Origin of the sequence: Streptomyces sp. NPDC085944 (genome assembly GCF_040686295.1) — a bacterium.
GTDB classification, from domain to species: domain Bacteria; phylum Actinomycetota; class Actinomycetes; order Streptomycetales; family Streptomycetaceae; genus Streptomyces; species Streptomyces salinarius.
Window position 1 is genome coordinate 228,928 of sequence record NZ_JBFBJX010000010.1, and the last position, 26,415, is coordinate 255,342.

28 protein-coding genes are annotated in these 26,415 nt (G+C 70.5%); 20 read left to right on the top strand and 8 right to left on the bottom strand.

Annotated features, from left to right (window positions below; genetic code table 11):
• The first annotated feature begins 100 nt into the window (after positions 1 to 100).
• From glyA to AB0P07_RS21570, 12 genes are all read left to right on the top strand, one after another.
• Positions 101 to 1,357, top strand: a complete 1,257-nt coding sequence (glyA, locus tag AB0P07_RS21515; RefSeq protein WP_365552936.1) for a serine hydroxymethyltransferase — start codon at positions 101 to 103, stop codon at positions 1,355 to 1,357.
• A 155-nt stretch (positions 1,358 to 1,512) separates the two neighbouring features.
• A complete protein-coding gene (locus tag AB0P07_RS21520; RefSeq protein WP_365552795.1) occupies positions 1,513 to 2,829 on the top strand; it encodes an MraY family glycosyltransferase in 1,317 nt (438 codons plus the stop codon).
• Between the two features lie 261 nt (positions 2,830 to 3,090).
• Positions 3,091 to 3,525, top strand: coding sequence for a hypothetical protein (locus AB0P07_RS21525; protein WP_365552797.1), 435 nt, complete (start codon positions 3,091 to 3,093; stop codon positions 3,523 to 3,525).
• A 225-nt stretch (positions 3,526 to 3,750) separates the two neighbouring features.
• A complete protein-coding gene (gene atpB / locus AB0P07_RS21530) occupies positions 3,751 to 4,572 on the top strand; it encodes a F0F1 ATP synthase subunit A (RefSeq protein ID WP_365552799.1) in 822 nt (273 codons plus the stop codon).
• Between the two features lie 73 nt (positions 4,573 to 4,645).
• On the top strand, positions 4,646 to 4,876 hold the full coding sequence (gene atpE, locus AB0P07_RS21535; protein ID WP_024884520.1) for an ATP synthase F0 subunit C: 231 nt from the start codon (positions 4,646 to 4,648) through the stop codon (positions 4,874 to 4,876).
• Between the two features lie 41 nt (positions 4,877 to 4,917).
• Positions 4,918 to 5,472, top strand: a complete 555-nt coding sequence (locus tag AB0P07_RS21540; RefSeq protein WP_365552802.1) for a F0F1 ATP synthase subunit B — start codon at positions 4,918 to 4,920, stop codon at positions 5,470 to 5,472.
• A gap of 5 nt (positions 5,473 to 5,477) precedes the next feature.
• On the top strand, positions 5,478 to 6,293 hold the full coding sequence (locus AB0P07_RS21545; RefSeq protein ID WP_365552803.1) for a F0F1 ATP synthase subunit delta: 816 nt from the start codon (positions 5,478 to 5,480) through the stop codon (positions 6,291 to 6,293).
• 178 nt (positions 6,294 to 6,471) lie between these two features.
• Positions 6,472 to 8,061, top strand: a complete 1,590-nt coding sequence (gene atpA / locus AB0P07_RS21550) for a F0F1 ATP synthase subunit alpha (RefSeq protein ID WP_365552805.1) — start codon at positions 6,472 to 6,474, stop codon at positions 8,059 to 8,061.
• Positions 8,062 to 8,082: 21 nt separating this feature from the next.
• Positions 8,083 to 9,000: a F0F1 ATP synthase subunit gamma gene (locus tag AB0P07_RS21555; protein ID WP_365552807.1), complete on the top strand. Its 918-nt coding sequence runs from the start codon at positions 8,083 to 8,085 to the stop codon at positions 8,998 to 9,000.
• Positions 9,000 to 10,436: a F0F1 ATP synthase subunit beta gene (atpD, locus tag AB0P07_RS21560; RefSeq protein ID WP_164142602.1), complete on the top strand. Its 1,437-nt coding sequence runs from the start codon at positions 9,000 to 9,002 to the stop codon at positions 10,434 to 10,436. Before AB0P07_RS21555 ends, atpD begins: the two co-directional genes overlap by 1 nt.
• 131 nt (positions 10,437 to 10,567) lie before the next feature.
• A complete protein-coding gene (locus AB0P07_RS21565) occupies positions 10,568 to 10,942 on the top strand; it encodes a F0F1 ATP synthase subunit epsilon (protein WP_061442519.1) in 375 nt (124 codons plus the stop codon).
• 142 nt (positions 10,943 to 11,084) lie between these two features.
• Entirely contained in the window at positions 11,085 to 11,531 is a 447-nt protein-coding gene (locus tag AB0P07_RS21570; RefSeq protein WP_365552809.1) for a DUF2550 domain-containing protein, read from the top strand.
• A gap of 82 nt (positions 11,532 to 11,613) precedes the next feature.
• On the opposite strand, the gene AB0P07_RS21575 is transcribed toward AB0P07_RS21570, so the two are convergent.
• The 3 genes from AB0P07_RS21575 to AB0P07_RS21585 all read right to left on the bottom strand — a co-directional run bounded on the left by AB0P07_RS21575 (position 11,614) and on the right by AB0P07_RS21585 (position 15,428).
• Positions 11,614 to 13,446 (bottom strand): glycoside hydrolase family 18 chitinase, encoded by a 1,833-nt coding sequence (locus AB0P07_RS21575; protein WP_365552811.1) that lies wholly within the window; start codon positions 13,444 to 13,446, stop codon positions 11,614 to 11,616.
• 147 nt (positions 13,447 to 13,593) lie between these two features.
• Complete coding sequence (locus tag AB0P07_RS21580; protein ID WP_365552813.1) at positions 13,594 to 14,235, bottom strand: response regulator transcription factor; 642 nt, start codon at positions 14,233 to 14,235, stop codon at positions 13,594 to 13,596.
• A complete protein-coding gene (locus AB0P07_RS21585) occupies positions 14,232 to 15,428 on the bottom strand; it encodes a histidine kinase (RefSeq protein WP_365552815.1) in 1,197 nt (398 codons plus the stop codon). The genes AB0P07_RS21580 and AB0P07_RS21585 overlap by 4 nt, the downstream gene beginning before the upstream one ends.
• A gap of 152 nt (positions 15,429 to 15,580) precedes the next feature.
• Here AB0P07_RS21585 and AB0P07_RS21590 point away from each other — a divergent pair, with 152 nt between their 5' ends.
• From AB0P07_RS21590 to AB0P07_RS21600, 3 genes are read left to right on the top strand one after another with little or no spacing between them, the layout of a single operon-like run.
• Positions 15,581 to 16,165 carry a hypothetical protein gene (locus tag AB0P07_RS21590; RefSeq protein ID WP_365552818.1) on the top strand — a complete coding sequence of 195 codons (585 nt, stop codon included), beginning with the start codon at positions 15,581 to 15,583 and terminating at the stop codon, positions 16,163 to 16,165.
• Positions 16,162 to 16,350: a DUF5708 family protein gene (locus AB0P07_RS21595; protein ID WP_365552820.1), complete on the top strand. Its 189-nt coding sequence runs from the start codon at positions 16,162 to 16,164 to the stop codon at positions 16,348 to 16,350. Before AB0P07_RS21590 ends, AB0P07_RS21595 begins: the two co-directional genes overlap by 4 nt.
• Before the next feature lie 21 nt (positions 16,351 to 16,371).
• Complete coding sequence (locus tag AB0P07_RS21600; RefSeq protein WP_365552822.1) at positions 16,372 to 16,557, top strand: hypothetical protein; 186 nt, start codon at positions 16,372 to 16,374, stop codon at positions 16,555 to 16,557.
• 4 nt (positions 16,558 to 16,561) lie between these two features.
• Here AB0P07_RS21600 and AB0P07_RS21605 read toward each other — a convergent pair whose 3' ends face one another.
• Genes AB0P07_RS21605 through AB0P07_RS21615 form a run of 3 tightly spaced genes read right to left on the bottom strand, consistent with a single transcriptional unit; the run spans position 16,562 to position 18,697 of the window.
• Entirely contained in the window at positions 16,562 to 17,134 is a 573-nt protein-coding gene (locus tag AB0P07_RS21605; protein ID WP_102929179.1) for a cob(I)yrinic acid a,c-diamide adenosyltransferase, read from the bottom strand.
• Between the two features lie 13 nt (positions 17,135 to 17,147).
• Complete coding sequence (locus AB0P07_RS21610) at positions 17,148 to 17,897, bottom strand: ABC transporter permease (protein WP_263547481.1); 750 nt, start codon at positions 17,895 to 17,897, stop codon at positions 17,148 to 17,150.
• Positions 17,898 to 17,914: 17 nt separating this feature from the next.
• Positions 17,915 to 18,697 carry an ATP-binding cassette domain-containing protein gene (locus tag AB0P07_RS21615; protein WP_365552825.1) on the bottom strand — a complete coding sequence of 261 codons (783 nt, stop codon included), beginning with the start codon at positions 18,695 to 18,697 and terminating at the stop codon, positions 17,915 to 17,917.
• An 80-nt stretch (positions 18,698 to 18,777) separates the two neighbouring features.
• On the opposite strand from AB0P07_RS21615, the gene AB0P07_RS21620 reads away from it, so the two are divergent.
• The 4 genes from AB0P07_RS21620 (at position 18,778) to AB0P07_RS21635 (ending at position 23,785) form a co-directional block, all read left to right on the top strand.
• Complete coding sequence (locus AB0P07_RS21620) at positions 18,778 to 19,419, top strand: TetR/AcrR family transcriptional regulator (protein ID WP_365552827.1); 642 nt, start codon at positions 18,778 to 18,780, stop codon at positions 19,417 to 19,419.
• Positions 19,420 to 19,555: 136 nt separating this feature from the next.
• Positions 19,556 to 20,404, top strand: coding sequence for a 3-hydroxyacyl-CoA dehydrogenase family protein (locus AB0P07_RS21625; protein ID WP_365552829.1), 849 nt, complete (start codon positions 19,556 to 19,558; stop codon positions 20,402 to 20,404).
• Positions 20,405 to 20,586: 182 nt separating this feature from the next.
• On the top strand, positions 20,587 to 20,910 hold the full coding sequence (locus AB0P07_RS21630) for an STAS domain-containing protein (protein ID WP_365552831.1): 324 nt from the start codon (positions 20,587 to 20,589) through the stop codon (positions 20,908 to 20,910).
• Between the two features lie 232 nt (positions 20,911 to 21,142).
• On the top strand, positions 21,143 to 23,785 hold the full coding sequence (locus AB0P07_RS21635; RefSeq protein ID WP_365552833.1) for an ATP-binding protein: 2,643 nt from the start codon (positions 21,143 to 21,145) through the stop codon (positions 23,783 to 23,785).
• An 88-nt stretch (positions 23,786 to 23,873) separates the two neighbouring features.
• On the opposite strand, the gene nucS is transcribed toward AB0P07_RS21635, so the two are convergent.
• On the bottom strand, positions 23,874 to 24,545 hold the full coding sequence (nucS, locus tag AB0P07_RS21640; protein WP_365552835.1) for an endonuclease NucS: 672 nt from the start codon (positions 24,543 to 24,545) through the stop codon (positions 23,874 to 23,876).
• A 290-nt stretch (positions 24,546 to 24,835) separates the two neighbouring features.
• Here nucS and AB0P07_RS21645 point away from each other — a divergent pair, with 290 nt between their 5' ends.
• Positions 24,836 to 25,228, top strand: coding sequence for an SCO5389 family protein (locus AB0P07_RS21645; RefSeq protein ID WP_003973607.1), 393 nt, complete (start codon positions 24,836 to 24,838; stop codon positions 25,226 to 25,228).
• Positions 25,229 to 25,316: 88 nt separating this feature from the next.
• Here AB0P07_RS21645 and AB0P07_RS21650 read toward each other — a convergent pair whose 3' ends face one another.
• Positions 25,317 to 26,345: an LLM class flavin-dependent oxidoreductase gene (locus AB0P07_RS21650; protein WP_365552837.1), complete on the bottom strand. Its 1,029-nt coding sequence runs from the start codon at positions 26,343 to 26,345 to the stop codon at positions 25,317 to 25,319.
• Positions 26,346 to 26,415: the final 70 nt, after the last annotated feature.

The following is a 26,415-nucleotide window of genomic DNA, read 5'->3' on the forward strand; positions in this document are numbered from 1 at the left end:
TCGCAGGGCCGCGCGGATCCCTGTGCGCACGCCGGGCGGCTTCGCCGTGCCGGGCCTACATTGGTCGTACGTCACCGTCGACGCACGCCCGGAGCGCACCATGTCGGTCACCCACGACATCCTCGAGGCCGATGACAGCTCACTCGGAGTCCTGTCGCGCCAGGATCCCGAGCTGGCCGAGATCCTGTACGCCGAAGACCGCCGGCAGTCGACGACCCTGCAGCTGATCGCCGCCGAGAACTTCACGTCCCCCGCCGTGCTGGCCGCACTCGGCTCCCCGCTGGCCAACAAGTACGCCGAGGGCTACCCGGGCGCCCGCCACCACGGCGGCTGCGAGATCGTCGACGTCGCCGAGCGGCTGGCCGCCGACCGCGCCCGGGCCCTCTTCGGCGCCGAGCACGCCAACGTGCAGCCCCACTCCGGCTCCTCCGCCGTCCTGGCCGCCTACGCCGCCCTGCTGCGCCCCGGCGACACCGTCCTCGCCCTCGGCTTGCCGTACGGCGGCCACCTCACCCACGGCTCACCGGCGAACTTCTCCGGCCGCTGGTTCGACTTCGTCGGCTACGGCGTGGACGCGGAGACCGGGCTCATCGACTACGACCAGGTCCGCACCCTGGCCCGCGCCCGCCGGCCCAAGGCGATCGTCTGCGGCTCCATCGCCTACCCCCGCCACCTCGACTACGCCGCCTTCCGTGACATCGCAGACGAGGTGGGTGCCCACCTCGTCGCGGACGCCGCGCACCCGATCGGACTGGTCGCCGGGGGAGCGGCGCCCAGCCCGGTGCCGTACGCCGACATCGTCTGCGCCACCACGCACAAGGTGCTGCGCGGACCCCGTGGCGGCATGATCCTGTGCGGAAGCGAACTGGCCGAGCGGGTGGACCGGGCCGTCTTCCCGTTCACACAGGGCGGCGCGCAGATGCACACCATCGCCGCCAAGGCGGTCGCCTTCGGCGAGGCGGCCACCCCCGCCTACGCCGCCTACGCCCACCAGGTGGTCGCCAACGCCCGCGCGCTCGCCGCCCACCTCGCGGCCGAGGGCCTGGTCGTCACCACCGGCGGCACCGACACCCACCTGCTCACCGCCGACCCCGCCCCGCTCGGCGTCGACGGCAAGACCGCGCGGGGACGGCTCGCGGCGGCCGGGATCGTCCTGGACTGCTGCGCACTCCCGCACGACGACGCCCGCGGCCTGCGTCTGGGCACGGCGGCGGTGACCACGCAGGGCATGGGGGAGCGGGAGATGCGGGCAGTGGCCACGCTGCTCGCCGGGGTGCTGCGCGGCACCACGGACCCGGCCGCGGCACGGGCCGACGTACGGGACCTGACCGCGGATTTCCCCCCGTATCCGGACTGAGGAAGGGTAGACGTACAGGCGTACACAGCCCCCCGCACAGCCACACGTGCAACCATCGTCGCTACCCGTAAGTCCTCAACCGTATGCGTTGCATCGCCGTGCACATCGCTAGGGTGTGAGGTTGAGGATGGCCAGCGAGACCTGTGGGGAAGCCCGTGCGTGAATACCTGCTGACGCTCTGCATCACGGCCGCGGTGACGTATCTGCTGACAGGGCCGGTACGCAAGTTCGCGATCGTGGCGGGAGCGATGCCGGAGATCCGGGCACGTGACGTGCACCGGGAACCCACTCCGCGGCTCGGCGGTATCGCGATGTTCTTCGGGCTGTGCGCCGGCCTGCTGGTCGCCGACCACCTCACCAACCTCAGCGAGGTCTTCGAGAAGTCCAACGAGCCGCGCGCCCTGCTCTCCGGAGCCGCCCTGATCTGGCTGATCGGCGTCCTGGACGACAAGTTCGAGATCGACGCCCTGATCAAGCTCGGCGGCCAGATGATCGCCGCCGGCGTCATGGTGGTCCAGGGCCTGACCATCCTGTGGATCCCGTTGCCGGGTGTCGGCACGGTCGCGCTCACCCAGTGGCAGGGCACCCTGCTGACGGTGGCCCTCGTCGTCATCACCATCAACGCCGTCAACTTCGTGGACGGACTGGACGGTCTCGCGGCGGGCATGGTCTGCATCGCGGCGGCGGCGTTCTTCATGTACGCCTACCGGATCTGGTACTCGTACGGCATCGAGGCCGCGGCGCCCGCGTCGCTCTTCGCGGCCATCCTCATGGGCATGTGCCTCGGATTCCTGCCGCACAACATGCACCCCGCCCGGATCTTCATGGGCGACTCCGGCTCCATGCTGATCGGGCTGGTGCTGGCGGCCGGCGCGATCTCGGTCACCGGGCAGGTCGACCCGGACGTGATGAAGCTGTTCTCCGGTTCCGAACGCAACGCCGTGCACCAGATGGTGCCCGTGTACATCCCGCTGCTGATGCCGCTGACCATCATCGCCATCCCGGCCGCCGACCTGATCCTCGCGATCGTGCGCCGCACCTGGCGGGGCCAGTCGCCGTTCGCCGCGGACCGGGGGCACCTGCACCACCGGCTGCTGGAGATCGGCCACTCGCACAGCCGCGCGGTGCTGATCATGTACTTCTTCTCGGCGCTGATCGCCTTCGGCGCCCTCGCCTACTCCGTGAACGCCGCGTCGATGTGGATCGTGCTGAGCGTCGTCTTCCTCAGCGCGATCGGCCTGGTCCTGCTCCTGCTGCCGCGGTTCACCCCGCGTGCCCCCCGCTGGGCCGAGGGCTTCGTGCCGCCGCGCTACCGGCGCCGCAGGGCGGCCGCCGTCACCGCGAGCGAGAGCGAGGCCGCGGTGGCGGTGAACGAGGGCGGGGACGCGGACGAGGAGCGCGTTCCGGTCGCCGCGGGCGCCTCGGGCGTCAACGGAGCGACCGCCCTCGGAACCCGTTCGCGGACGAGGTAGGAACGGCAAAACGCCGCATTACCAGACAAGTTGGCGTAGTAATTGCACAAACGCGCACAGTCACTCTCACGTGTGACAGCAAGCACACCCAGAGGTAAAGACCTCATCAAATAGTTTGTGATACGGTTCACGAGTATCCCCCGGGTAGAGCCCAAGGACCGTAGTGCGACGGTCTCTTGTGCGTGAGGACCTCGTCCGGCTCGGGGCTACGCTCGTCCATGACGACACCTGCCCCCTGTGTGTGAAAGCGGAGTTGCCGCCATGCCGTCCAATGACGTCCGGACCTTGCTTCAGGCTGCCGTGCCCACGGCTGCCGTCGGCGCAGTAGCCGCCGTCGTCAGCGGCGTGGTCGCCGGCGGTCAGGGCGCGATCGGAGCCGTCGTCGCGACCGTGGTGGCGATGCTCTTCATGGGGATCGGGCTCTACGTCCTGCAGCGCACCGCCAAATCGCTTCCGCACCTCTTCCAGGCGATGGGCCTGATGCTCTATGCGGCACAGATCCTGCTGCTGTTCGTCTTCCTCGCCGCGTTCAAGAACACGACGCTGTTCAACCCCCGGTCCTTCGCCCTCACGTTGGTCGCCGTCACGCTCGCGTGGATCGCCGCGCAGACGCGGGCGCATATGAAGGCCAAGACCCTCTACGTCGAACCCGAGTCGTCGAGTCAGAAGCCCGAGAAGACGGGCCACCCGTCGTGAGGGGTAGGGCCGGGATAAAGAGGCATGTGAAGTCCTGCTATCGTCCGGTGCCAACTGCGGCATCGCGGGCGCGGGCATCCGAGCTGACGCCTGCTGAATCGCGAGGCGAGATGCCCCACAGCCGCCCCCACACCCGAAACACCAGTCCCGTGCCGAACAGCGGCCCCGCGCCGCGCCGACACAACGAGGTTGCCGTATCCATGCGCCACGCTGAAGGAGCCCGCGGTGAGTGCTGACCCGACGCAGGTGCTCGCCTTCGAGACCGACTGCCACATCTTCGACGGCTGTGGCTTCCCGGCTCCCGGCCTGCACTCGTTCCTGTTCGAGCCCCTCTGGGGCGATGCGGACAGCAACCTGTACTTCAACAAGCCGATGCTGCTGGCGCTGCTCGGCTCGATCGTCATCGTCGGGTTCTTCTGGGCGGCCTTCCGCAAGCCGAAGGTCGTCCCCGGCAAGCTGCAGATGGTCGCCGAGGCCGGCTACGACTTCATCCGACGCGGCGTCGTCTACGAGACCATCGGCAAGAAGGAAGGCGAGAAGTACGTCCCGCTCGTCGTCTCGCTCTTCTTCTTCGTCTGGATGATGAATCTCTGGTCGATCATCCCGGTCGCCCAGTTCCCGGTCACCGCGATCATCGCCTACCCGGCGGTGCTTGCCGCGATCGTCTACATCACCTGGATCTCGCTGACCTTCAAGCGTCAGGGGTTCGTCGGGTTCTTCAAGAACGTCACCGGCTACGACAAGTCCCTGGGCGCCGTTCTGCCGCTGGCTATGCTCATCGAGTTCTTCTCGAACCTGTTGGTGCGGCCCTTCACGCACGCCGTACGGCTCTTCGCGAACATGTTCGCCGGTCACACGCTGCTGCTGCTTTTCACGATCGCCAGCTGGTACCTGCTGAACGGCATCGGCTTCGCCTACGCGGGCGTCAGCTTCATCATGACGATCGTGATGACGGCCTTCGAGCTCTTCATCCAGGCACTTCAGGCGTACGTCTTCGTGCTCCTCACGTGCACGTACATCCAGGGCGCGCTCGCCGAGCACCACTGAGCGCCCCGCACCACACCCCCTGATCGTCCGGTGGCCAACCCCCACCGGTCCGTAAAGAAAAGGAAGAACTGGCATGTCCCAGACCCTTGCCGCTGTTTCCGGCTCGCTCGGCTCCATCGGTTACGGCCTCGCTGCCATCGGCCCCGGCGTCGGCGTCGGCATCATCTTCGGTAACGGCACCCAGGCCCTCGCCCGTCAGCCCGAGGCGGCCGGCCTGATCCGCGCCAACCAGATCCTCGGCTTCGCTTTCTGTGAGGCGCTCGCCCTGATCGGTCTGGTCATGCCGTTCGTCTACGGCAAGTAATCGCGGATCAACTTCCCGCCGACTAGACGAAAGGCAAACCCATGAGCCCGATGCTCCAGATCGCGGCCGAGGAGATGGAGAATCCCCTCGTCCCGCCGATCCCCGAGCTCGTCATCGGCCTGATCGCCTTCGTCATCGTCTTCGGCTTCCTCGCCTGGAAGCTCCTCCCGAACATCAACAAGGTTCTGGAAGAGCGTCGCGAGGCCATCGAGGGCGGTATCGAGAAGGCCGAGGCCGCGCAGACCGAGGCCCAGAGCGTCCTCGAGCAGTACAAGGCCCAGCTCGCCGAGGCCCGGCACGAGGCCGCGCGACTGCGTCAGGAGGCGCAGGAGCAGGGCGCCACGCTCATCGCGGAGATGCGCGCGGAAGGCCAGCGGCAGCGTGAGGAGATCATCGCCGCCGGTCACGCCCAGATCCAGGCCGACCGCAAGGCCGCCGCGTCCGCGCTGCGCCAGGACGTCGGACAGCTGGCGACCCAGCTGGCCGGCAAGCTGGTCGGCGAGTCCCTCGAGGACCACGCCCGCCAGAGCCGTGTGATCGACCGCTTCCTGGACGAGCTGGACGACAAGGCGACGACGGCAGAGGCAGCCCGATGAGTGGGATGCACGGAGCGAGCCGCGAGGCTCTTGCCGCCGCACGTGAGCGTCTCGACGCGCTGACGGACTCCACGTCCGTGGACGCCGGCTCGCTCGCCGACGAGCTGGCCGCCGTCACCGCGCTGCTCCACCGCGAGGTGTCGCTGCGTCGGGTCCTGACCGACCCGGCGCAGTCGGGCGAGGCCAAGGCGGAACTCGCCCAGCGTCTCCTCGGCACCCAGGTCAGCGGCACCGCCGTCGACCTGGTGGCCGGCATGGTGCGCTCCCGCTGGTCGCAGTCCCGCGACCTGGTGGACGCGCTGGAGGAGCTGGCGAACACCGCCGACCTCACCGCCGCCCAGAAGCGGGGCCGGCTCGACAACGTGGAGGACGAGCTGTTCCGGTTCGGCCGGATCGTCTCCTCCAACACCGAGCTGCGCGCCGCGCTCACCAACCGGTCGGCCACCACCGCGGCCAAGAGCGAGCTGCTGCGCGGCCTGCTCGGCGGCCGGGCGGAGCGGACCACCGAGCGTCTGGTGACGCGCCTTGTCACCGTGCCCCGGGGACGTAGCCTGGAGTCGGGACTCGAGTCCCTGTCCAAGCTCGCCGCCGACCGGCGCGACCGGATGGTCGCCGTGGTCACCTCGGCGGTGCCGCTGAGCGACACGCAGAAGCAGCGCCTCGGTGCGGCCCTCGCGAAGGTCTACGGCCGTCCGATGCACCTCAACCTCGACGTGGACCCCGAGGTTCTCGGCGGAATCCGGGTGCAGGTCGGTGACGAGGTCATCAACGGCTCCATCGCGGACCGCCTGGAGGACGCCGGCCGCCGTCTGGCGAGCTGACGCTTCCCGCGACGGCAGTCGCGACAACAGCACAGCAAGTAACAGCAGTAGCAGTACGTACTTACGACGGCCCTGGTTGGGCCGTGCAGAGGATTCACCTCTCATTGGGGGGAGTCCCGACTCGTGGAATACCCCCCAAGTGAAACTTCGGGCCCAACAAGGAGAGCAGGGAACTCAGATGGCGGAGCTCACGATCCGGCCGGAGGAGATCCGGGACGCACTGGAGAACTTCGTCCAGTCGTACAAGCCGGACGCGGCCTCGCGCGAGGAGGTCGGTACGGTCACCCTTGCCGGCGACGGCATCGCGAAGGTCGAGGGCCTGCCCTCGGCCATGGCCAACGAACTGCTGAAGTTCGAGGACGGCACCCTCGGCCTCGCCCTCAACCTCGAGGAGCGCGAGATCGGTTGCGTCGTCCTCGGTGAGTTCAGCGGCATCGAGGAGGGGCAGCCGGTCTCGCGTACCGGTGAGGTCCTCTCCGTGGCCGTCGGCGAGGGCTACCTCGGCCGCGTCGTCGACCCCCTCGGCAACGCGATCGACGGCCTCGGCGAGATTGAGACCTCGGGCCGCCGCGCCCTCGAGCTGCAGGCCCCCACGGTCATGCAGCGCAAGTCGGTGCACGAGCCGATGGAGACCGGCTACAAGGCCGTCGACGCCATGACGCCGATCGGCCGCGGTCAGCGTCAGCTGATCATCGGCGACCGTCAGACCGGCAAGACCGCCCTGGCCGTCGACACGATCATCAACCAGCGCGACAACTGGCGCACCGGCGACCCGAACAAGCAGGTCCGCTGCATCTACGTCGCCATCGGTCAGAAGGGCTCCACCATCGCGTCGGTCCGCCGCGCGCTGGAGGAGAACGGCGCGCTGGAGTACACGACCATCGTCGCCGCCCCGGCGTCCGACCCGGCCGGCTACAAGTACCTGGCGCCGTACACCGGCTCGGCCATCGGCCAGCAGTGGATGTACGAGGGCAAGCACGTCCTGATCATCTTCGACGACCTGTCGAAGCAGGCCGACGCCTACCGCGCCGTGTCGCTGCTGCTGCGCCGCCCGCCGGGCCGCGAGGCCTACCCCGGTGACGTCTTCTACCTGCACTCCCGTCTGCTGGAGCGCTGCGCGAAGCTCTCCGACGACATGGGTGCCGGCTCGATGACCGGTCTGCCGATCGTCGAGACCAAGGCCAACGACGTCTCGGCGTTCATCCCGACCAACGTCATCTCCATCACCGACGGCCAGTGCTTCCTGGAGTCCGACCTGTTCAACGCCGGTCAGCGTCCGGCCCTGAACGTCGGTATCTCGGTCTCCCGCGTCGGTGGCTCCGCCCAGCACAAGGCCATGAAGCAGGTCTCCGGCCGGCTCCGCGTGGACCTCGCCCAGTTCCGTGAGCTGGAGGCGTTCGCCGCCTTCGGTTCCGACCTGGACGCCGCGTCGAAGTCGCAGCTGGAGCGCGGTCAGCGCATGGTCGAGCTGCTGAAGCAGGACCAGTACCAGCCGATGGCCACCGAGGACCAGGTCGTCTCCGTCTGGGCCGGCACCACCGGCAAGATGGACGAGGTGCCGGTCGCCGACATCCGCCGCTTCGAGAAGGAGCTGCTCGAGTACCTGCACCGCCAGGAGCAGGGCCTCATGACCTCCATCCGCGAGGGCGGCAAGATGTCCGACGACACCCTGCAGGCCGTCGGTGACGCCATCGCCGCGTTCAAGAAGCAGTTCGAGACCTCGGACGGCAAGCTGCTCGGCGAGGACGCCCCGTCCGCCGCCAAGTGACGTAAGGAAGGGACCTGACTCATGGGAGCCCAGCTCCGGGTCTACAAGCGTCGCATCCGATCCGTCACCGCGACCAAGAAGATCACCAAGGCGATGGAGATGATCGCCGCCTCGCGCGTCGTCAAGGCGCAGCGCAAGGTGGCGGCCTCCACGCCGTACGCGCGGGAACTCACCCGCGCGGTCACGGCGGTCGGTACCGGGTCGAACACGAAGCACCCGCTCACCACGGAGGCGGACAACCCGACCCGTGCCGCGGTCCTGCTCCTCACGAGCGACCGCGGTCTGGCCGGCGCCTTCAACTCCAACGCCATCAAGGCGGCGGAGCAGCTGACCGAGCGCCTCGAGCGCGAGGGCCGGCAGGTCGACACGTACATCGTCGGCCGGCGCGGTCTGGCCCACTACAACTTCCGCGAGCGCAAGGTCGCGGAGTCGTTCGCGGGCTTCACCGACGAGCCCTCGTACGCGGACGCCAAGAAGGTCGCGGCGCCGCTGATCGAGGCCATCGAGAAGGACACGGCCGAGGGCGGCGTGGACGAGCTCCACATCGTCTACACCGAGTTCGTCTCGATGATGACGCAGACGGCGGTCGACTCCCGGCTGCTGCCGCTGAGCCTCGACGAGGTGGCGGAGGAGTCGGGCACGAAGGACGAGATCCTTCCGCTGTACGACTTCGAGCCGTCGGCGGAGGACGTCCTCGACGCCCTGCTGCCGCGCTACGTCGAAAGCCGCATCTACAACGCGCTGCTGCAGTCGGCTGCCTCGAAGCACGCCGCCACCCGGCGCGCGATGAAGTCGGCCACCGACAACGCGGGCGAGCTGATCAACACGCTCTCCCGTCTTGCCAACGCGGCCCGCCAGGCCGAAATCACCCAGGAAATCAGCGAGATCGTCGGTGGCGCCAGTGCCCTGGCCGACGCGACCGCGGGGAGTGACAACTAATGACCACCACTGTTGAGACCGCGACGGCCACGGGCCGCGTCGCCCGGGTCATCGGCCCGGTCGTCGACGTGGAGTTCCCCGTCGACGCGATGCCGGACATCTACAACGCGCTGCACGTCGAGGTGGCCGACCCGGCCAAGGAGGGTGAGCTCAAGACGCTGACCCTCGAGGTCGCCCAGCACCTCGGTGACGGCCTGGTCCGCACCATCTCCATGCAGCCCACCGACGGTCTGGTCCGCCAGGCCCCGGTGACCGACACGGGCGCGGCCATCTCCGTCCCCGTCGGCGACTTCACCAAGGGCAAGGTGTTCAACACCCTCGGCGAGGTGCTGAACGTCGACGAGCAGTACGACGGTGAGCGCTGGCCGATCCACCGCAAGGCCCCGAACTTCGACGAGCTCGAGTCGAAGACCGAGATGTTCGAGACCGGCGTCAAGGTCATCGACCTGCTGACCCCGTACGTCAAGGGCGGCAAGATCGGTCTGTTCGGCGGCGCCGGCGTCGGCAAGACGGTGCTCATCCAGGAGATGATCTACCGCGTCGCCAACAACCACGACGGTGTCTCCGTGTTCGCCGGTGTCGGTGAGCGCACCCGTGAGGGCAACGACCTCATCGACGAGATGAGCGAGTCGGGCGTCATCGACAAGACCGCGCTGGTCTTCGGTCAGATGGACGAGCCGCCGGGCACCCGTCTTCGCGTCGCGCTGGCCGGCCTGACCATGGCCGAGTACTTCCGCGACGTCCAGAAGCAGGACGTGCTGTTCTTCATCGACAACATCTTCCGCTTCACCCAGGCGGGTTCCGAGGTGTCGACCCTGCTCGGCCGCATGCCCTCCGCGGTGGGCTACCAGCCGAACCTGGCCGACGAGATGGGTCTCCTCCAGGAGCGCATCACCTCGACCCGTGGTCACTCGATCACCTCGATGCAGGCGATCTACGTCCCCGCGGACGACCTGACCGACCCGGCCCCGGCCACCACCTTCGCCCACCTCGACGCGACGACGGTGCTGTCCCGTCCGATCTCCGAGAAGGGTATCTACCCGGCCGTGGACCCGCTGGACTCGACGTCCCGCATCCTCGACCCGCGGTACATCGCGGCGGACCACTACCAGGCCGCGATGCGCGTGAAGAACATCCTGCAGAAGTACAAGGACCTGCAGGACATCATCGCGATCCTCGGTATCGACGAGCTGGGCGAAGAGGACAAGCTCGTCGTCCACCGCGCCCGTCGCGTGGAGCGCTTCCTGTCTCAGAACACCCACGTCGCCAAGCAGTTCACCGGCGTCGACGGGTCGGACGTCCCGCTGGACGAGTCGATCGCGGCCTTCAACGCGATCTGCGACGGCGAGTACGACCACTTCCCGGAGCAGGCGTTCTTCATGTGCGGTGGCATCGAGGACCTGAAGAACAACGCCAAGGAGCTGGGCGTCTCCTGAGCCTCGGCTCGCGGTGAGCCGCACGGCTCACCGTCCGGAGGGGGCGGGCGCGTCCCGTCCCCTCCGGCACGCCCCTTAGACTTGTAACCAACACCCGGCTGACCGGCCGGGTGGTGACCCGAGGAGCCACCTTGGCTGCTGATCTGCACGTCGCGCTGGTCGCGGCCGACCGAGAGGTCTGGTCCGGCGAGGCCACCCTGGTCGTCGCGCGCACCACGTCCGGCGACATCGGCGTCATGCCCGGTCACCAGCCGCTGCTCGGTGTGCTGGAGTCGGGCCCGGTGACCATCCGTACGAGTGACGGCGGGACGGTCGTCGCCGCGGTGCACGGCGGTTTCATCTCGTTCGCCGACAACAAGCTGTCGCTGCTGGCCGAGACCGCCGAACTGGCGGACGAGATCGACGTCCACCGCGTGGAGCGCGAGCTGGAGCGCGCGAAGGCGGAGGGCGACGCCCACGCCGAGCGCCGCGCGGACGTCCGACTGCGCGCTGCGGCGGGACGCTGATCCACAGCACAGTGCGATAGCGTCGTGCCATGACGTCACTCAGCCGCGGCTGGGACCGGAGCCATCCGGACCCGGCCGCGGCTGAGGCAGATCCGGGTGTTTTTTCCGTTCCGTTACCTAGGAGACGAGGAGGTCGGTGTCGATGGCCCTCGCTCTGACTGTGTGCGGAATCGTGGTGGCCCTGGTGGTGATCGGGCTCTTCGTCTTCGGGCTGCGCCGCCGGCTCATCCAGCGCTCGGGCGGCACCTTCGACTGCTCGCTGCGCTGGGACGCCCCCCAGCAGGACGACACCGGCGGCAAGGGCTGGGCCTACGGCGTGGCCCGCTACAACGGCGACCGGGTCGAGTGGTACCGGGTGTTCTCGTACTCCCCGCGCCCGCGTCGCGTGCTGGAACGCTCCGCGATCGAGGTGGCCGGCCGTCGGCTGCCGGACGGCGAGGAGGAACTGGCGTTGCTCTCCGACGCCGTGGTCCTGGCCTGTCTGCACCGGGGCACACGGCTCGAACTGGCGATGAGCGACGACGCGCTGACCGGATTCCTCGCGTGGCTGGAAGCAGCCCCGCCCGGACAGCGAGTGAATGTGGCGTAGCCACATTCACTCGCTGGTTGACGCTCCCCCGGACGAAGTCCGGGGGAGCGTCAGCGTCGCTTGTTGAGCTTTTCTACGCGGTCTACTTCAGGCCGCTGTCGATGGCGCTCACCAGCTCGCCGTTCGCGGTGTCTCCGCTGAACTCCCAGAAGAAGGCGCCGCCGAGGCCCTGCTGCTCCGCCCAGTCCATCTTGGACTTGATGGTGGCCGGGGTGTCGTAGGACCACCAGTTGGTGCCGCAGTGGGCGTAGGCGGTGCCGGCGATGGTGCCGGTGGCCGGGCAGCTGTTCTTGAGGACCTTGTAGTCCTCGATGCCCGCCTCGTAGGTGCCGGCCGCCGGGCCGGTGGCGGTGCCGCCGGGCGCGGACTGGGTGACGCCGGTCCAGCCGCGGCCGTAGAAGCCGATGCCGATCAGGAGCTTGTCGGCCGGCACGCCCTTGGCCTTGAACTTCGCCATCGCGTCGGCGGTGTTGAAGCCCTGCTGCGGGATGCCGTCGTACGCGGTCAGCGGCGAGTGCGGAGCGGTCGGGCCGTTCTTCGCCCAGGCGCCGAAGAAGTCGTACGTCATCACGTTGTACCAGTCGATGTACTTCGAGGCCTCGCCGTAGTCGGCCGCTTCGATCTTGCCGCCGTCCGAGCCGTCGGCGGTGACGGCCGCGGTGATCAGGTAGTCCTGGCCGAACTCGGCGCGCATGGCCTTCATCATGCTGCTGAAGGCGTTCGGGGCGCTGGTCTCGTCACAGCTGAGACCGCAGGCGTTCGGGTACTCCCAGTCCAGGTCGATGCCGTCGAAGACGTCGGCCCAGCGCGGGTCCTCGACCAGGTCGTGGCAGGACTTGGCGAACGCGGCCGGGTTCTTCACGGCGTCGGGGAAGCCGCCGGACCAGGTCCAGCCGCCGAAGGAGTAGAGGATCTTGATGTTCGGGTACTTGGCCTTCAGCTTGCGCAGCTGGTTGAAGTTGCCCCGCAGCGGCTGGTCCCAGGTGTCGGCGACGCCGTCGACGGACTGGTCGGCGGTGTAGGCCTTGTCGTAGTCGGCGTACGCGTCGCCGATGGTGCACTTGCCGCCCTGGACGTTGCCGAAGGCGTAGTTGATGTGCGTGATCTTGTCGGCGGAGCCGGAGGTGACCAGGTTCTTCACGTGGTAGTTGCGGCCGTAGACGCCCCAGTTGGTGAAGTAGCCCATCTTGACTTCTTCACCGGTACCGGGGTTGCCGCCGTCGTCGCCACCGCCGGTGGTCGTGACCTTCACGGAGCCGCTGGCCGGACCGGTCTGGTCGCCGGTGTCCCGGGCCTTGACGCTGTACGAGTACGCGGTGCCCTTGGTGAGGCCCGTGTCCGTGTAGGTGGTGCCGGTGACGGTGGCGACCTTCGCGCCGTCCCGCAGGACGTCGTAGTTCTTGACGCCCTTGTCGTCGGTGGCCGCCGACCAGGACAGCTTCACCGAGGTGTCGGTGATGTTGGATGCGGTGGGCGTGCCGGGCGCGGAGGGGGCCTCGTCGCCGGGGACCGAGGTGCCGTCGCAGCTGCCGCCGTTGAGCTTGCAGTTGGACGGGGAGCCGGGGCCGCTGCCGTTGAAGCCGAAGGAGACCGAGGCGCCGGGGGCGAGCGTCCCGTTCCAGCCGACGTTCTTGGCGGTCCAGTGGTCGCCGGAGTTGGTGACGGTGGCGTCCCACGCGGAGGTGACCTTGGTGCCGGAGGGGAAGTCCCACTCGACGGTCCAGGAGCTGAGGGAGGCGGTGCCGGTGTTCTTCACCGTCCACTTGCCGCCGAAGCCCGTGCCCCAGTCCGAGGTCTTCTGGAAGGTGGCCGTCGCGCTGGTGGCCGCCTGCGCCGGGCTCGCGAGACCGACCAGACCGGCGAGGGGAAGCGCCAGGGTCGCAGCGAGTGCCGCGGCTTTGTGTCTGAAGCGCATGTGCGCCTCCTTAGGTGGGGATGTTGTCGAGGGCATGACTGAGCCTCATGCCCGCAGTGCGGCGAGAATAGAAAGGTCTGGACCACAGGTCAATAGGTCTGGACCAATGTGGCGGCCAGTGGTTGAACCCGTGCCGGACCGGGAAAACTAGATCCCCAACTCCTGTGCCAGCACCGCCGCTTGCACCCGGCTGCGCAGCCCCAGCTTCCCCAAGAGTCGGCTGACGTGCGTCTTCACCGTCGCCTCGGCCATCTCCAGCCGCTCGGCGATCGCGGCGTTGGACAGGCCCTCGCCGAGGCAGGACAACACCTCGCGCTCACGCCGGGTCAGGTCCCGCAGCACCGCCGGGTCGGCGGCCGGCCCCCGCACCGGCTTCGCGGCGAACTCGGCGATCAGCCGCCGGGTGACGGCCGGCGCCACGATGCCCTCGCCGCCCGCCACCGTGCGCACGGCCGCGATCAGGTCGTTCGCCTCGGTGTTCTTCAGCAGGAACCCGGCGGCCCCCGACCGCAGCGCCCCGAAGACGTACTCGTCCAGGTCGAAGGTGGTCAGTACCAGCACGTCGGCGAGCTGCTCCCCGACCACGATCCGGGTCGCCGACACCCCGTCCAGGCGCGGCATCTGCACGTCCATCAGCACCAGGTCCGGCCGGAGCCGACGGGCCAGCTCCACCGCCCGCTCCCCGTCCGCGGCCTCCCCGACCACCTCGATGTCCGGTGCGCTGCCCAGGATCAGCACCAGCCCCGCGCGGACGGCGGACTGGTCCTCGGCGACGAGGACGCGGATCATGCGAGGTCTCCTTCGGTCAGGGGGAGGCTGGCGCGTACGGCCCAGATCCCGTCGCCCGGCGAGGCGGGGTCCGCCACCGTCCCCGCCTCGAACGTGCCGTGCAGCAGCGCGGTCCGCTCCCGCATCCCGACGAGACCGGCGCCGGAACCGGGAGCGCGCGGGGTGTCCCGCTCGCCGTACGGGCTGGTCACCTCGACCCGCAGGGCGCCCTCGCCGCGGTCGAGGCGGACCCGGACGACGCCCTTCGAGGCGTGCTTCAGCGCGTTGGTGAGCGACTCCTGCACGATCCGGTACGCGGCCAGCTCGACCGGGGCGGGCAGGTTCTCGCCGGGGGACGCGTCCAGGGTGACGTCCAGCCCGTTGGCGCGGGCGCCGTCGACCAGTGCGCCGAGCCCGTCGAGGGTGGGGGCGGCGGCCGGCTCGGTGTCCCCGCCGTCGTCCCGCAGGATGCCGATGAGGCGTCGCATCTCGGCCAGCCCCTCGACGCTGTTCTCGCGGATCACGTCGAGCGCCTGCCGGGTGGTCGCCGCATCGTCCAGGGAGAGCGCGGCCGTGGAGTGGATGGCGATCGCGGACAGGTGGCCCGCGACCATGTCGTGCAGCTCGCGAGCCATCCGGGCGCGCTCGGCGGTCACCGCCTGCGTCCGGTCCATCTCCGCGAGCAGCGCGGTCTGTTCGGCCCGCAGCAGAGCGGCGTCGGCGGCCTCGCGGTGGTTGCGCACGATGAGGCCGGTGGAGGCTGGCGTGAACGTCACGGCGCCCGTGACGACCCCGACCAGCAGCGCCTCCGGCACCCGCAGTACGGCGAAGGGCACCAGTGTCGCCGCGATCGACAGCATCCCGGTGACCCACGGCAGCCGGCGTGCCGTGGTGGGCGGCCCGTAGAGGACGGCGGCGTACATCAGGTCGGTGTACATCACGATCGTGGCGATGCTGCCCTGGGTCGTGAGGTCCGCGGCCAGCGCGAGCGTGCCGGTCAGCAGGGCGGCGCGCGGTGCGGTGCGGCGCAGCAGTTCGCAGCCGGACATCAGGGCGAGCGGCACGAGGAGCGGTCCGCCGCCGTCGAAGAGGACCTGGGGATCGCCCGACTCCCGCAGGCCCAGCCCGGATCCCCACAGCAGCAGTCCGCCGACGAGTCCGGCGAGCGCGGCCCACACGTCGAAGCGGGGCGGGCGGGGGAGTCGTGCGGCCATGCCACCATCCAACACGGCCCGCGCCCCGCCCGCCTGATCCCGGGGAAGGGTCCCGCACTGCATCTTTCGATGTACCGGAGGTTCGTCACCGCCGACGACGCACCCGGCGGATTCCGACGGGAGCCTGGAAAGGTGAACGAGGGGAGTGCGTCGTGGTCGTCGCGTTGATCATCGCCTGCGAGGTCGGCTTCTGGGTCCTGCTGGCCCTCGGCCTGGGCGCCCGCTACCTGCTGAAGTGGCGGCGCACCAGTGTCGTCCTGCTGCTGTGCGAGCCCGTGCTGGAACTGGTGCTGTTCGCCGTGACGGCGTACGACCTGAGGAACGGCGCCGAGCCCGGCTGGGAGCACGGCCTGGCGGCGCTGTACATCGGCTACACCGTCGCCTACGGCCACTACACGATCCGCTGGCTCGACGGTCACGCCGCCCACCGCCTGGGCGGCGGCCCGCCGCCGGTCAAGCCCCCGCGCTACGGCATGCCCCGGGCCCGGCACGAGGGCCGGCTGTGGCTGCGCACCCTGCTGGGTGCGGCCGTGGCCTGCGCGCTGCTCCAGGGCGCGGTCTGGTACGTGGGCGACGACGGCGACGTCTCGTCGCTGCGCTCCTTCCAGTGGACGGCCCTGCGCGTGGTCGGCATCCACGGCCTGATCGCCCTGACGTACCTGATCCGGCCGAAGAGGGGCCCGGCGAGCGCGCCCGAGGTCGCGGCCGAGCGGCAAAAGCATGAGGCACAGCGGTGACCCGGGCCTCCAGGAACCTGCTGGAAGGCGCCGTCACCCTGCTCGCCGGCCTGGCCGTGTGGCTGTTCACCGGTGACGTGGAGGTCCCGGTCGTCACCCCGACGAAAGTGGGCGTCGTACTGATGTGCGTCGGCGGCGCGCAGACCGTGCGGGGGGTGTACGGTCTCACGCGCCGGTCGACCTGAGACACGCGCGGGGGAACGAGCATGGCCGACCACGACTGGGACGACGACACCGCGGAACAGGACGCGGTGCGGCGCGCCGACCGGGCGGCCCGTGCCGGGTGGGCGGCGATCGCCGGGGTCACCGGAGCACTCGGCTGCGCCCTGATCGGCGGCGCCGTGCTCTGCGCGCTCGTCGTGGTCGGCTGCCTGTACGTCGTGGCGGGCTGACGCGCTATCGTTCCCCGCCCGGCACCCACAGCACGTCGCCGACCTCCTTGTTGGCCACCCGGGCCAGGATGAAGAGCAGGTCGGACAGCCGGTTCAGGTACGTGGCGGTGAGCGGGTTCATGGTCTCGCCGTGGGCCTCCAGCGCCGCCCACGTCGAGCGCTCGGCCCGGCGGACCACCGTGCACGCCTGGTGCAGCAGGGCCGCGCCGGGGGTGCCGCCGGGGAGGATGAACGAGCGCAGCTTCTCCACCTCCGCGAGGTACCGGTCGCAGTCCGCCTCCAGCTTGTCGACGTAGAACTGCTCGACCCGCAGCGGCGGGTACTCCGGGTTCTCCACCACCGGCGTGGACAGGTCCGCGCCCACGTCGAACAGGTCGTTCTGGACGCGGACGAGGACCTTGACGACGTCCTCGGACAGGCCGCCGAGGGCGATCGCGGTGCCGATCACCGCGTTCGCCTCGTTGGCGTCGGCGTACGCGGAGATCCGCAGGTCGGTCTTGGGCACCCGGCTCATGTCGCCGAGGGCGGTGGTGCCCTTGTCGCCGGTGCGGGTGTAGATGCGCGTCAGGTTGACCATGGGGCCAGCGTAGTTACGCTCCGGCGGTCCGGAAGACGCGTGTGCCCACCGTCACGGCCAGCGCGGTGAAACCCAGGGCGACGAGGACGCCGTAGAGCATGTGCGCCGTGGCGTAGGAGCCGACGTAGGCGTCCCGCACCGCGTCCACCAGGTAGCGGAACGGCATCAGGTGCGAGAGCACGTCCAGCCACGCCGGGCCCAGCGTCATCGGGAGCATCAGGCCGGACAGCAGCATCGACGGCATGGTCAGGGCGTTGATCGTGGGCCCGAACTCCTGCGGGGTACGGACCTTCATCGCCAGCGCGTACGACAGCGAGGCCAGCGAGACGGTGAGCAGCGCGACGAACGCGAAGCCGATCAGCACGCCGGGCAGCGGTGCGCGCAGGCCCATCACCAGCGCCGCCAGGACCAGCAGCACCGCCTGGAAGGCGAAGACGGTGGCGTCCCGCAGGACCCGGCCCAACAGCAGCGCCAGGCGGCTGACGGGCGTGACGCGCATCCGCTCGACCACGCCCTGGCCGTTCTCGATGATGATCGAGAACCCGGCGAAGGACGCGCCGAAGAGGCCCAGTTGCAGCAGCAGGCCGGGGACCAGCACCTGCCAGGAGCTGCCCCGCCCGCCGAGCGGCAGGTCGGTCAGCAGCGGGCCGAAGAAGAGCAGGTACAGCAGCGGCATCAGCACGCCGAACAGCAGCGCGAAGCGGGAGCGCAGGGACTGGCGCAGATAGCGGCCGTAGATCAGGCCGGTGTCGTGGAGCAGCATCGGGAGTCCTCGCAGGGTCAGACGGCGACGGGGGCGGTGTCGGCCGGCGCCGCGCTGCGGCCGGTGACGGCCAGGAAGGTGTCCTGGAGGGACGCGTCGGGCGAGCCGCCGTACTCGAGCTTCAGGGCGGCCGGGGTGCCCTCGGCGACCACCACGCCGCCGTCCACGACGACCAGGCGGTCGGAGAGGGCGTCCGCCTCGTCCAGGTAGTGGGTGGTCAGGAAGACCGTGGTGCCGTGCTCGTCGCGCAGGCGGCGGACCAGATCCCACAGGTCGGCGCGGCTGCCCGGGTCGAGGCCGGTCGTCGGCTCGTCCAGGAAGAGCACCTTCGGGCGGTGGACGAGCGCCATCGCGATGTCCAGCCGGCGCCGCTGCCCGCCGGAGAGTGCGCCGCACTTCCGGTCGAGCAGCCCGGTCAGGTCCAGGTCGCGGGCCAGCTCGCCGGCGCGTTCCACCGCCCGCTCCTTGGTCAGCCGGTACAGGCGGCCTTGGGTGACCAGCTCCTCCCGGATCGTGATCTGCGTGTCCACCCCGCCCGACTGCGCCACGTACCCGCACGCCGCGCGCACCCCGGCCGGGTCCGTCGCCAGGTCGTGCCCGGCGACGGTGGCCGCACCACCGGTGGGGGCGAGCAGGGTCGTGAGCATCCGCAGGGTGGTGGTCTTGCCGGCGCCGTTGGGGCCGAGGAAGCCCAGGATCTCGCCCTCGCGGACGGTGAGGTCGATGCCGCGCACCGCCTCGACCGGACCGCGCTTGGTCGCGAAGGTACGGGCCAGTCCGGCCGTACTGATGATTGCCATGCGTCCCAGAAAAACAGAGTCACTGAAATTTTGCAACGACCCCAAGTTTTCATCGGCCCCAGTAAAGCTAGGATGCGGGCATGGCCGAGGGACTCAGGGAACGGAAGAAGCGGCAGACCCGGCAGTACATCTCGGATGTCGCCACGGGGCTGTTCCTGGAGCGCGGCTTCGAGGCCGTGACGGTGGCGGAGGTCGCGGACGCCGCGAACGTCTCCGTCAACACCGTGTACAACTACTTTCCGGCCAAGGAGGACCTCTTCCTCGACCGCTCCAAGGGTGTCGTCGACCGACTGTCGCGCTGGGTGCGCGGACGGCGCGACGGGGAGTCGGCGGCGTACGCCGTGCTGCGGGAGCTGCGTGAGGAGGTCGAGTCGGTGTCGCCGCGGATCGGCCTCATGGACGGATACGCGCGCTTCATGGGGGTCATCCACTCCTCGCCCGCGCTGCGTTCCCGGCTCTGGGCGATCGGCCAGGAGGTGCAGGACAACCTCGAGCACACCCTGCGCGAGGAGACCGGCGCCCCGGACGACGACCCCGTCCCCTCGCTGATGGCCGGCCAGATCAGCTGGCTGCACGGCACGGTGATGGCTGCCATCGGGCGCCGACTGATGGCCGGCGGGAAACCCGCCGAAGTGTCCCGCGACATCCTCGAGCTGCTGGACGAGATGGAGGGCCTGTTGAGCGAGAAGGTGCTCAACTACGCCGTACGAGGCGCCGAGTGACACCCGAATGGCACACCTCGGTGTGACGTCCGTCATTTGAGACGTGACGCGCGTTACTAACCGGTCACACAGCGCCTCACGCCCGCTAATCTCCGGCCGAGAGACGAGAATCAGCGCGTATCAGGGGAGTCGCACAGTGGCACGGAAGCTCGCCGTCATCGGAGCCGGTCTCATGGGATCGGGCATCGCCCAGGTCTCCGCCCAGGCGGGCTGGGACGTCGTCCTGCGCGACGTCACCGACGAGGCGCTGCGGCGCGGCACCGACGGCATCGAGGCGTCGTACGACAAGTTCGTCGCCAAGGGGAAGCTCACCGCCGAGGACGCCGGGGCCGCGCTCGGGCGCATCACCGCGACCACCGACCTGGACGCCGCCGCCGACGCGGACGTCGTCGTCGAGGCCGTCTTCGAGAAGCTGGAAGTCAAGCACGAGATCTTCCGTACCCTGGACAAGCTGGTGAAGGACGGGGCGATCCTCGCGTCCAACACCTCCGCGATCCCGATCACCAAGATCGCGGCCGTGACGGAGCGCCCCGAGCGGGTCGTGGGCACCCACTTCTTCTCGCCGGTCCCGATGATGCAGCTGTGCGAGCTGGTGCGCGGCTACAAGACCAGTGACGAAACGCTCGCCACCGCACGCGAGTTCGCCGAGTCCACCGGCAAGACCTGCATCGTCGTCAACCGCGACGTCGCGGGGTTCGTGACCACCCGTCTCATCTCCGCCCTCGTCGTCGAGGCCGCGAAGCTGTACGAGTCGGGCGTCGCCACCGCCGAGGACATCGACCTCGCCTGCAAGCTGGGCTTCGGCCACGCCATGGGACCGCTGGCCACCGCCGACCTGACGGGCGTCGACATCCTGCTGCACGCCACGGGCAACATCTACACCGAGTCCCAGGACGAGAAGTTCGCCCCGCCGGAGCTGATGCGCCGGATGGTGGACGCCGGTGACATCGGCCGCAAGAGCGGGCAGGGCTTCTACAAGCACTGAGGTCACCTCAGCCCCGGCAGACATCACACGCCGGGGTGAATTCGGTATCGGTTCGCTTACAGGCGGCAACCTCCGGTCGTTTCGGCCAGTCAGAGGGTGCAGCACCTGATATCGCCGAGAGATCACCACGCACGGACGACAAGCACGGACGACGAAGAGAAGACGCACGCCGGGGAGCGCATATGCACATCAGGGGCGACCACGTCGAGCTGGTCGTCGGGGGCCGCCTCGACGTCCGCAGCGCGGCGGACGCCCGTACGGTCCTGCACTCGGCCGTCGACGACGGAGTCGGCGACCTGGTGCTCGACCTGTCCGAACTGGACTCCTGGGACGCCACCGGACTCGGCGTGATCATGGGAGCCCACCGGCGGGCCGGCCGCTGCGGCCGGCGCCTGGTGCTGCGCTGCGTGCCGCCGCAGATGCAGCGCCTGCTGGTGGCCACCCGGCTGCACCGGATCCTGGCCATCGAGGGCGGGATCGGTGTGGAGACCCTGCCCCGGGTGTGAGTGAGGGTTCACACCTCCGACACACGCAATCCTCACGAGACCGTGACCTCTCGGACGGTCCGGCACCCCGGACTGTCGGAGATACTGAGCGAAGGTTTAGGGTCTGGCTGCCCGCTGCCTTTGCAAACCCGCCGGCGGGCCCGGACCAGAAGCGACAGCGCGGTGTGCGGCAAGGCCGGGAGGGTGGCCCCTGCCGGGGCCCTGCACACGACGCTTTTGGGGGCTTGAACCAATGGACCCGAACAACCGGGGCCCTGAGGAGTACGGCCAGGACGGCGACCACCAGGCGCCGCGCCCGCGCCCGCACAGGGACCCCATCACCTCAGACTTCGGACAGCACGCGCCCGCGCTCGCCCGCACGGTGCAACTGGTGTCCGGCGACTTCCTGCTCACCGTCAACCCCGTCGACGGCAGCGAGATCGAGGTCTGCCCGCCCGCGGAGCGGCCCGCCCGGCCCGAGAAGCTCACCTCGGCCGAGCGCGCCGAGGCGGAGCGCGCCGCACGGCCGCCCGTCCCGCCGGGACCGGTCCGCACCGTCCTGGGCCTGCTGGCCCGCGAGGACGAACGCGAACGCCTGGTCCGGCTGCTCGCCCGCGGCCGCTCCGTCCGCCTCACCGGCCCCGCCGGCTCCGGCCGCACCAGCCTCCTCGACGTCGTCGCCGAGGACTGCGCGGGCCTCGCACCCGACGGCGTCGTCCGCCTGAGCGGCCACCGCCGCACCGCCGACGACCTGCTCCACGACCTCTTCCACGCCGTCCACCGCGCACCCCTGCACCGCCCGGACCGCCCGGAACTCCTCGCCCACCTCCGCGAGGTGGGCGCGGTCGTCGTCCTGGACGACGTCGAGTTCGGCGGCAGCGCCCTCGACGAACTCCTCGACGCCACCCCCGAGTGCGCCTTCCTCCTCGGCGCCACCCCGGACGTGCCCGCGCCCTCCGCCGACTCCGCCGTCGAGGAGGTCTTCCTCACCGGCCTGGAGCGGGCGGACGGCGTGGAGCTCCTTGAGCGCGCCGCCGGCCGGACCCTCACCGAGGAGGAGGCCAACTGGGCCGGCGACCTCTGGTTCGAGTCCGAGGGCCTGCCGCTGCGCTTCGTCCAGGCCGGCGCCCTGCTGCGCCGCCGGGACCGGGAGCGGGCCGGCGCCGACGCCGTCGACGAGTTCGGTGTCTTCGCCGACGCCCGCCCGGACGACGACACCCCCTACGACGCCACCGACGCCGACGACGTACCGCTGCCGTCCCTCGGCGAGGCCGCCGCGCCCGCGCCGCTGCTCGCCTCCCGGCTCAGCGCCTGTGCCCGCGCCACCCTGGAGTTCGCCGTCGCGCTCGGCGGCGAGGTGCCGCACCAGGCCCACCTGCCCGCCCTGGTCGGCGACACCCACGCGGACGCCGCCCTCGGCGAGCTGGCCGACTGCGGACTGGTCTCCCCGGTCGGCTCCCGCTACCGGCTGGCCGCCGGGGTGCTCACCCAGCTGGAGAGCGCCGGGTACACCGACGGCATGCGGGAGCGGGCGCGGTCCGCCGCCCAGCACTACGCCTGGTGGGCCGGGCACCCCTCGGTCACCCCGGAGCGGGTCTGCGCGGAGGCCGACGCCGTACTGGCCGCCCTCGCCGTCCTGGTGCCCGCGACGACCCCGACCACCGAGGACGAGGACAGCCCGGCCGTCCAGCTGGCCCGCACCGCGGCGCCCGCGTTCGCCGCCGGACTGCACTGGAGCGCCTGGCAGCGGGCGCTGCGCTCGGGCACCGAGGCCTCCCGACTCGCCGGCGACGTCGCCGAACAGGCCTACTTCCACCACGAACTCGGCGTCCTCGCGCTGTGCGAGGACCAGTTGGACCGGGCCCGCGCCGAACTCGAGGCCTCCATCGGGCTGCGCGGCGCGCTCTCCGACAAGCGCGGCGCCGTCGCGGGCCGCCGCGCCCTCGCGCTGGTCGCCGACCGCACCGGGGACACCCCGGGGCTGGGCAGCAGCGGCGCGGGCGTCGCCGGGACCGTCGCCGGGTTCGGAGTCGTCGGCGCCGGGCTCGGGCCGACGGTGGGGGAGGAGGTGCCCGACGCCCGCAACGAGGAGTCGGTGTCGCCGTCCGCGGGCGTCCCCGCGCCCTTCCCGCCGCTCCAGCCGCCGCCCCAGTCCCCGACGGTCGTCACCCGCCGGCAGCCCGACGACGAGCCGTCCCGCACGGTCGCGGGCGGCATCAAGGGCTTCGCCCGGCGCAACCTGGTGGCCGCCGGAGCGGGCGCGCTGCTCGTCGCCGTGCTGGGCACGGTGGTGACCCTCGGGGCCACCTCCGAGAACGACGCGGGCGACCCCTCCAACGAGGTCGGCGGCACCCCCTCGGCGAGCCAGGGCATCGACGACGGCAGCCTCAACGCGGACCGGCCCTCCGACGACGGCAAGGACCGGGAGACACCCGGCGGTCCGACCGACTCCGGCCCGGACGGCACGCCCGGCACGTCCGACGACCCGACGCCGACGGAGTCGGGGGAGCCTTCGGACGGGCCGAGCAGTTCGGGCAGCGCCGACCCCGGGGGCGACGAGGGCCCGGACGATCCGGGGTCGCCGGACGACTCGTCGTCGTCCTCCAAGCCGTCGACCTCGGACGAGCCGTCCGACCCGCCGTCCTCGCCTTCGCCGACCGGCTCCGGAACGGAAACCGATCCCGGCACCGAGGAGCCCACGGATCCCGGTACCGATCCGAGCGACCCGGAGTCGCCGACCTCACCTCCGCCCGTCTCCAACAGTGCCGACGACACCGCCACCCCCACCGCCGCCAGCTCTCCGGTAGGCACCCCCACCGCCTCCCAGAGCAGCACCGGCACCGGAACGGGCACGGCCCCCGGCTCGGACGACCCGGGGGCCGGTCAGATCATCTGACCCCGCCGAGGGGACGCAGGCGAACGAAGGAGGGCCGGGTCCACCCGACGGACCCGGCCCTCCTCGCGTCGTAGGACGTGACGCCGCCTCAGAACAGCCGCAGCTTGTCGTCCTCGATGCCCCGCAGGGCGTCGTAGTCCAGCACCTGGCAGCCGATGCCGCGGTCGGTGGCGAGCACGCGGGCCTGCGGCTTGATCTCCTGGGCGGCGAACACGCCCCGCACCGGCGCGAGATGCGGATCGCGGTTCAGCAGCTCCAGGTAGCGCGTGAGCTGTTCCACGCCGTCGATCTCGCCGCGCCGCTTGATCTCGACCGCGACGGTCCCGCCCTGGGCGTCCCGGCACAGGATGTCGACGGGGCCGATGGCGGTCATGTACTCGCGGCGGACGAGGGTGTAACCCTCGCCCAGGGTCTCGATGCGGTCGGCGAGCAGCTCCTGGAGGTGTGCTTCCACGCCGTCCTTGATCAGGCCGGGATCGACGCCCAGTTCGTGCGAGGAGTCGTGCAGGATCTCCTCCATCGTGATGATGAGCTTCTCGCCCGCCTTGTTGACGACGGTCCAGACGCCCTCCTCGTCGCCCGCGCCCTCCTTGAGGGTGCACGGAGGCGACATCCAGTTGAGGGGCTTGTAGGCCCGGTCGTCGGCGTGGATCGAGACGCTGCCGTCCGCCTTGACCAGGATCAGCCGGGGGGCCGAGGGCAGGTGGGCGGTGAGCCGTCCGGCGTAGTCGACGGAACAGCGGGCAATGACGAGACGCATGGTCGGCAACGCTACTCGACGCTCCCGGCCCGACGCGATTCGCCCGTGCCCGAGCGCCCCGCGGCGCACCCGCGCGCTGTCCCACTTCTCCCATTGGCCCCGTTGTGCGCACTGGCCGATTGTGGGCCTACCGGATGGTGCCCATCTGGGCATTCTCCTGGTGCCGTCACGATCGGTTGCTTACGGTATTGAACGGGAGGTCGCGAACTGTGTACGCAGCGTGTTCGGAGTCGCGCACTCCCTTAACTGTCCGGCAACCCCTGCTGGTCGGGGGTGCGAGAGGAGAACCCATGTCGCTCGACGTCTCACCGGCCCTACTCGAACAGGCCGAGCGAGGCGAGGTCGACGAAGCAGACTTCGTCGACTGCGTCCGGACCTCCCTGCCCTACGCATGGGAGATGGTCAGCTCCCTGGTGGCACAGCTGAAGGTCGACGGCGGAGCCTTCGCCGACAACCAGACGCCCCCGCCGGACGAGCAGGCGCGCGGTCAGCTCCTGCGTGCGCTCGCGAGTGACGCCATACGCGGTGCACTGCAGCGGCACTTCGGGGTGCGGCTGGCCTTCCAGAACTGCCACCGGGTGGCGGTGTTCCCGTTGGACTCCTCCGTCGACGAGACGCTGACCAAGTTCACCTCGGTGCGCAGCCAGTTGCTGAACCAGTCGCCCGAACTGCGCGACTGCTGAGGCACCCAGAACGCCCGCTTGCCGCTCCGTACGTGGGAGGTGCAGTCGTCGTACCGGAGCGGCAAGCTCCGCGCCCGCGCCCGCCGGTTCAGCCGAGCTGGGGGAGTACCTCGGCCCCGAGCCGCCGTACGTTCTCCTCGGTCGCCGCGAGGTCCCCAGAGCCCTCGACGAGCAGGGCGAACCGGGAGACGCCGGTCCGCTCGCCGGTCGCCGCGAGCCGGTCCGCGCACAGCCGGGGCGTGCCCACCGGGTGCAGCCCGCAGAGCAGTTCGGTGTACTCGTGCGGGGCGCGCATCCGCCGCTCCCGGCCGTCCACCGTGACATGGGCGCCGAGCCCCTGCCGCAGCCAGCCCGGCATCGCCTTGAGCAGGGTCTCCGCCGCGTCCGCGCGCCGGTCCGCGATCTGGCAGACGCCGGCCGACACATGGGCGGCGCCATGGATCTCCGCGGCCGTCCGCCCGGCCTCGCGGGCGTGGCGCCGCCACAGGGCGACCATCTCCGCCTTCTCCTCGTCGCCGACGTGCATGCCGAGGAGCATCGGCAGCCCCCGCTCGGCCGCCATGCGCACGCTCGACGGCGACGTGCAGGCGACGACGACCTCCGGGCCCGGTTCCTCGGACAGGGACTCCGACGGCCGCGGCACGACCGGCACTTCGCGGAAGCGGTAGCGGTCCCCCGAGGCGCCGACGGCCGGTTCGCGCAGCCAGCGCAGCAGCAGGTCGAGCGAGTCCGGAAAACCCTTCTCGTACGCCTCCAGACCCGCGCCGAACACCTCCAGGTCCACCCACGGACCGCCGCGGCCCACCCCCAGCGAGAAGCGGCCGCCGCTCGTGACGTGCAGCAGCGCCGCCTGCTCGCCGAGCGCCACGGGATGGACGGTGGGCAGCACACTGACCGCGGTGCCCACCCGCAGACGCCGGGTGCGGCCCAGCAGCAGTGCGGCCAGGGTCACGGCCGACGGACACGTGCCGTACGGCACGAAGTGGTGTTCGGCCAGCCAGACCGAGTCGAGCCCGGCCTCCTCGGCGACCTCGGCCGAGCGGACGGCGCGGTGCAGCGCCTCGCCCTGGCCCTGGCCCGGGAACTGGGCTCCCAACACGAAACTTCCTACGCGCATTGCCTTTTCCTGCTTCCTCGGCCCCGACGCGGAGCTCCCCCACAGGGCATAACCGCCTGACACGTGCCGA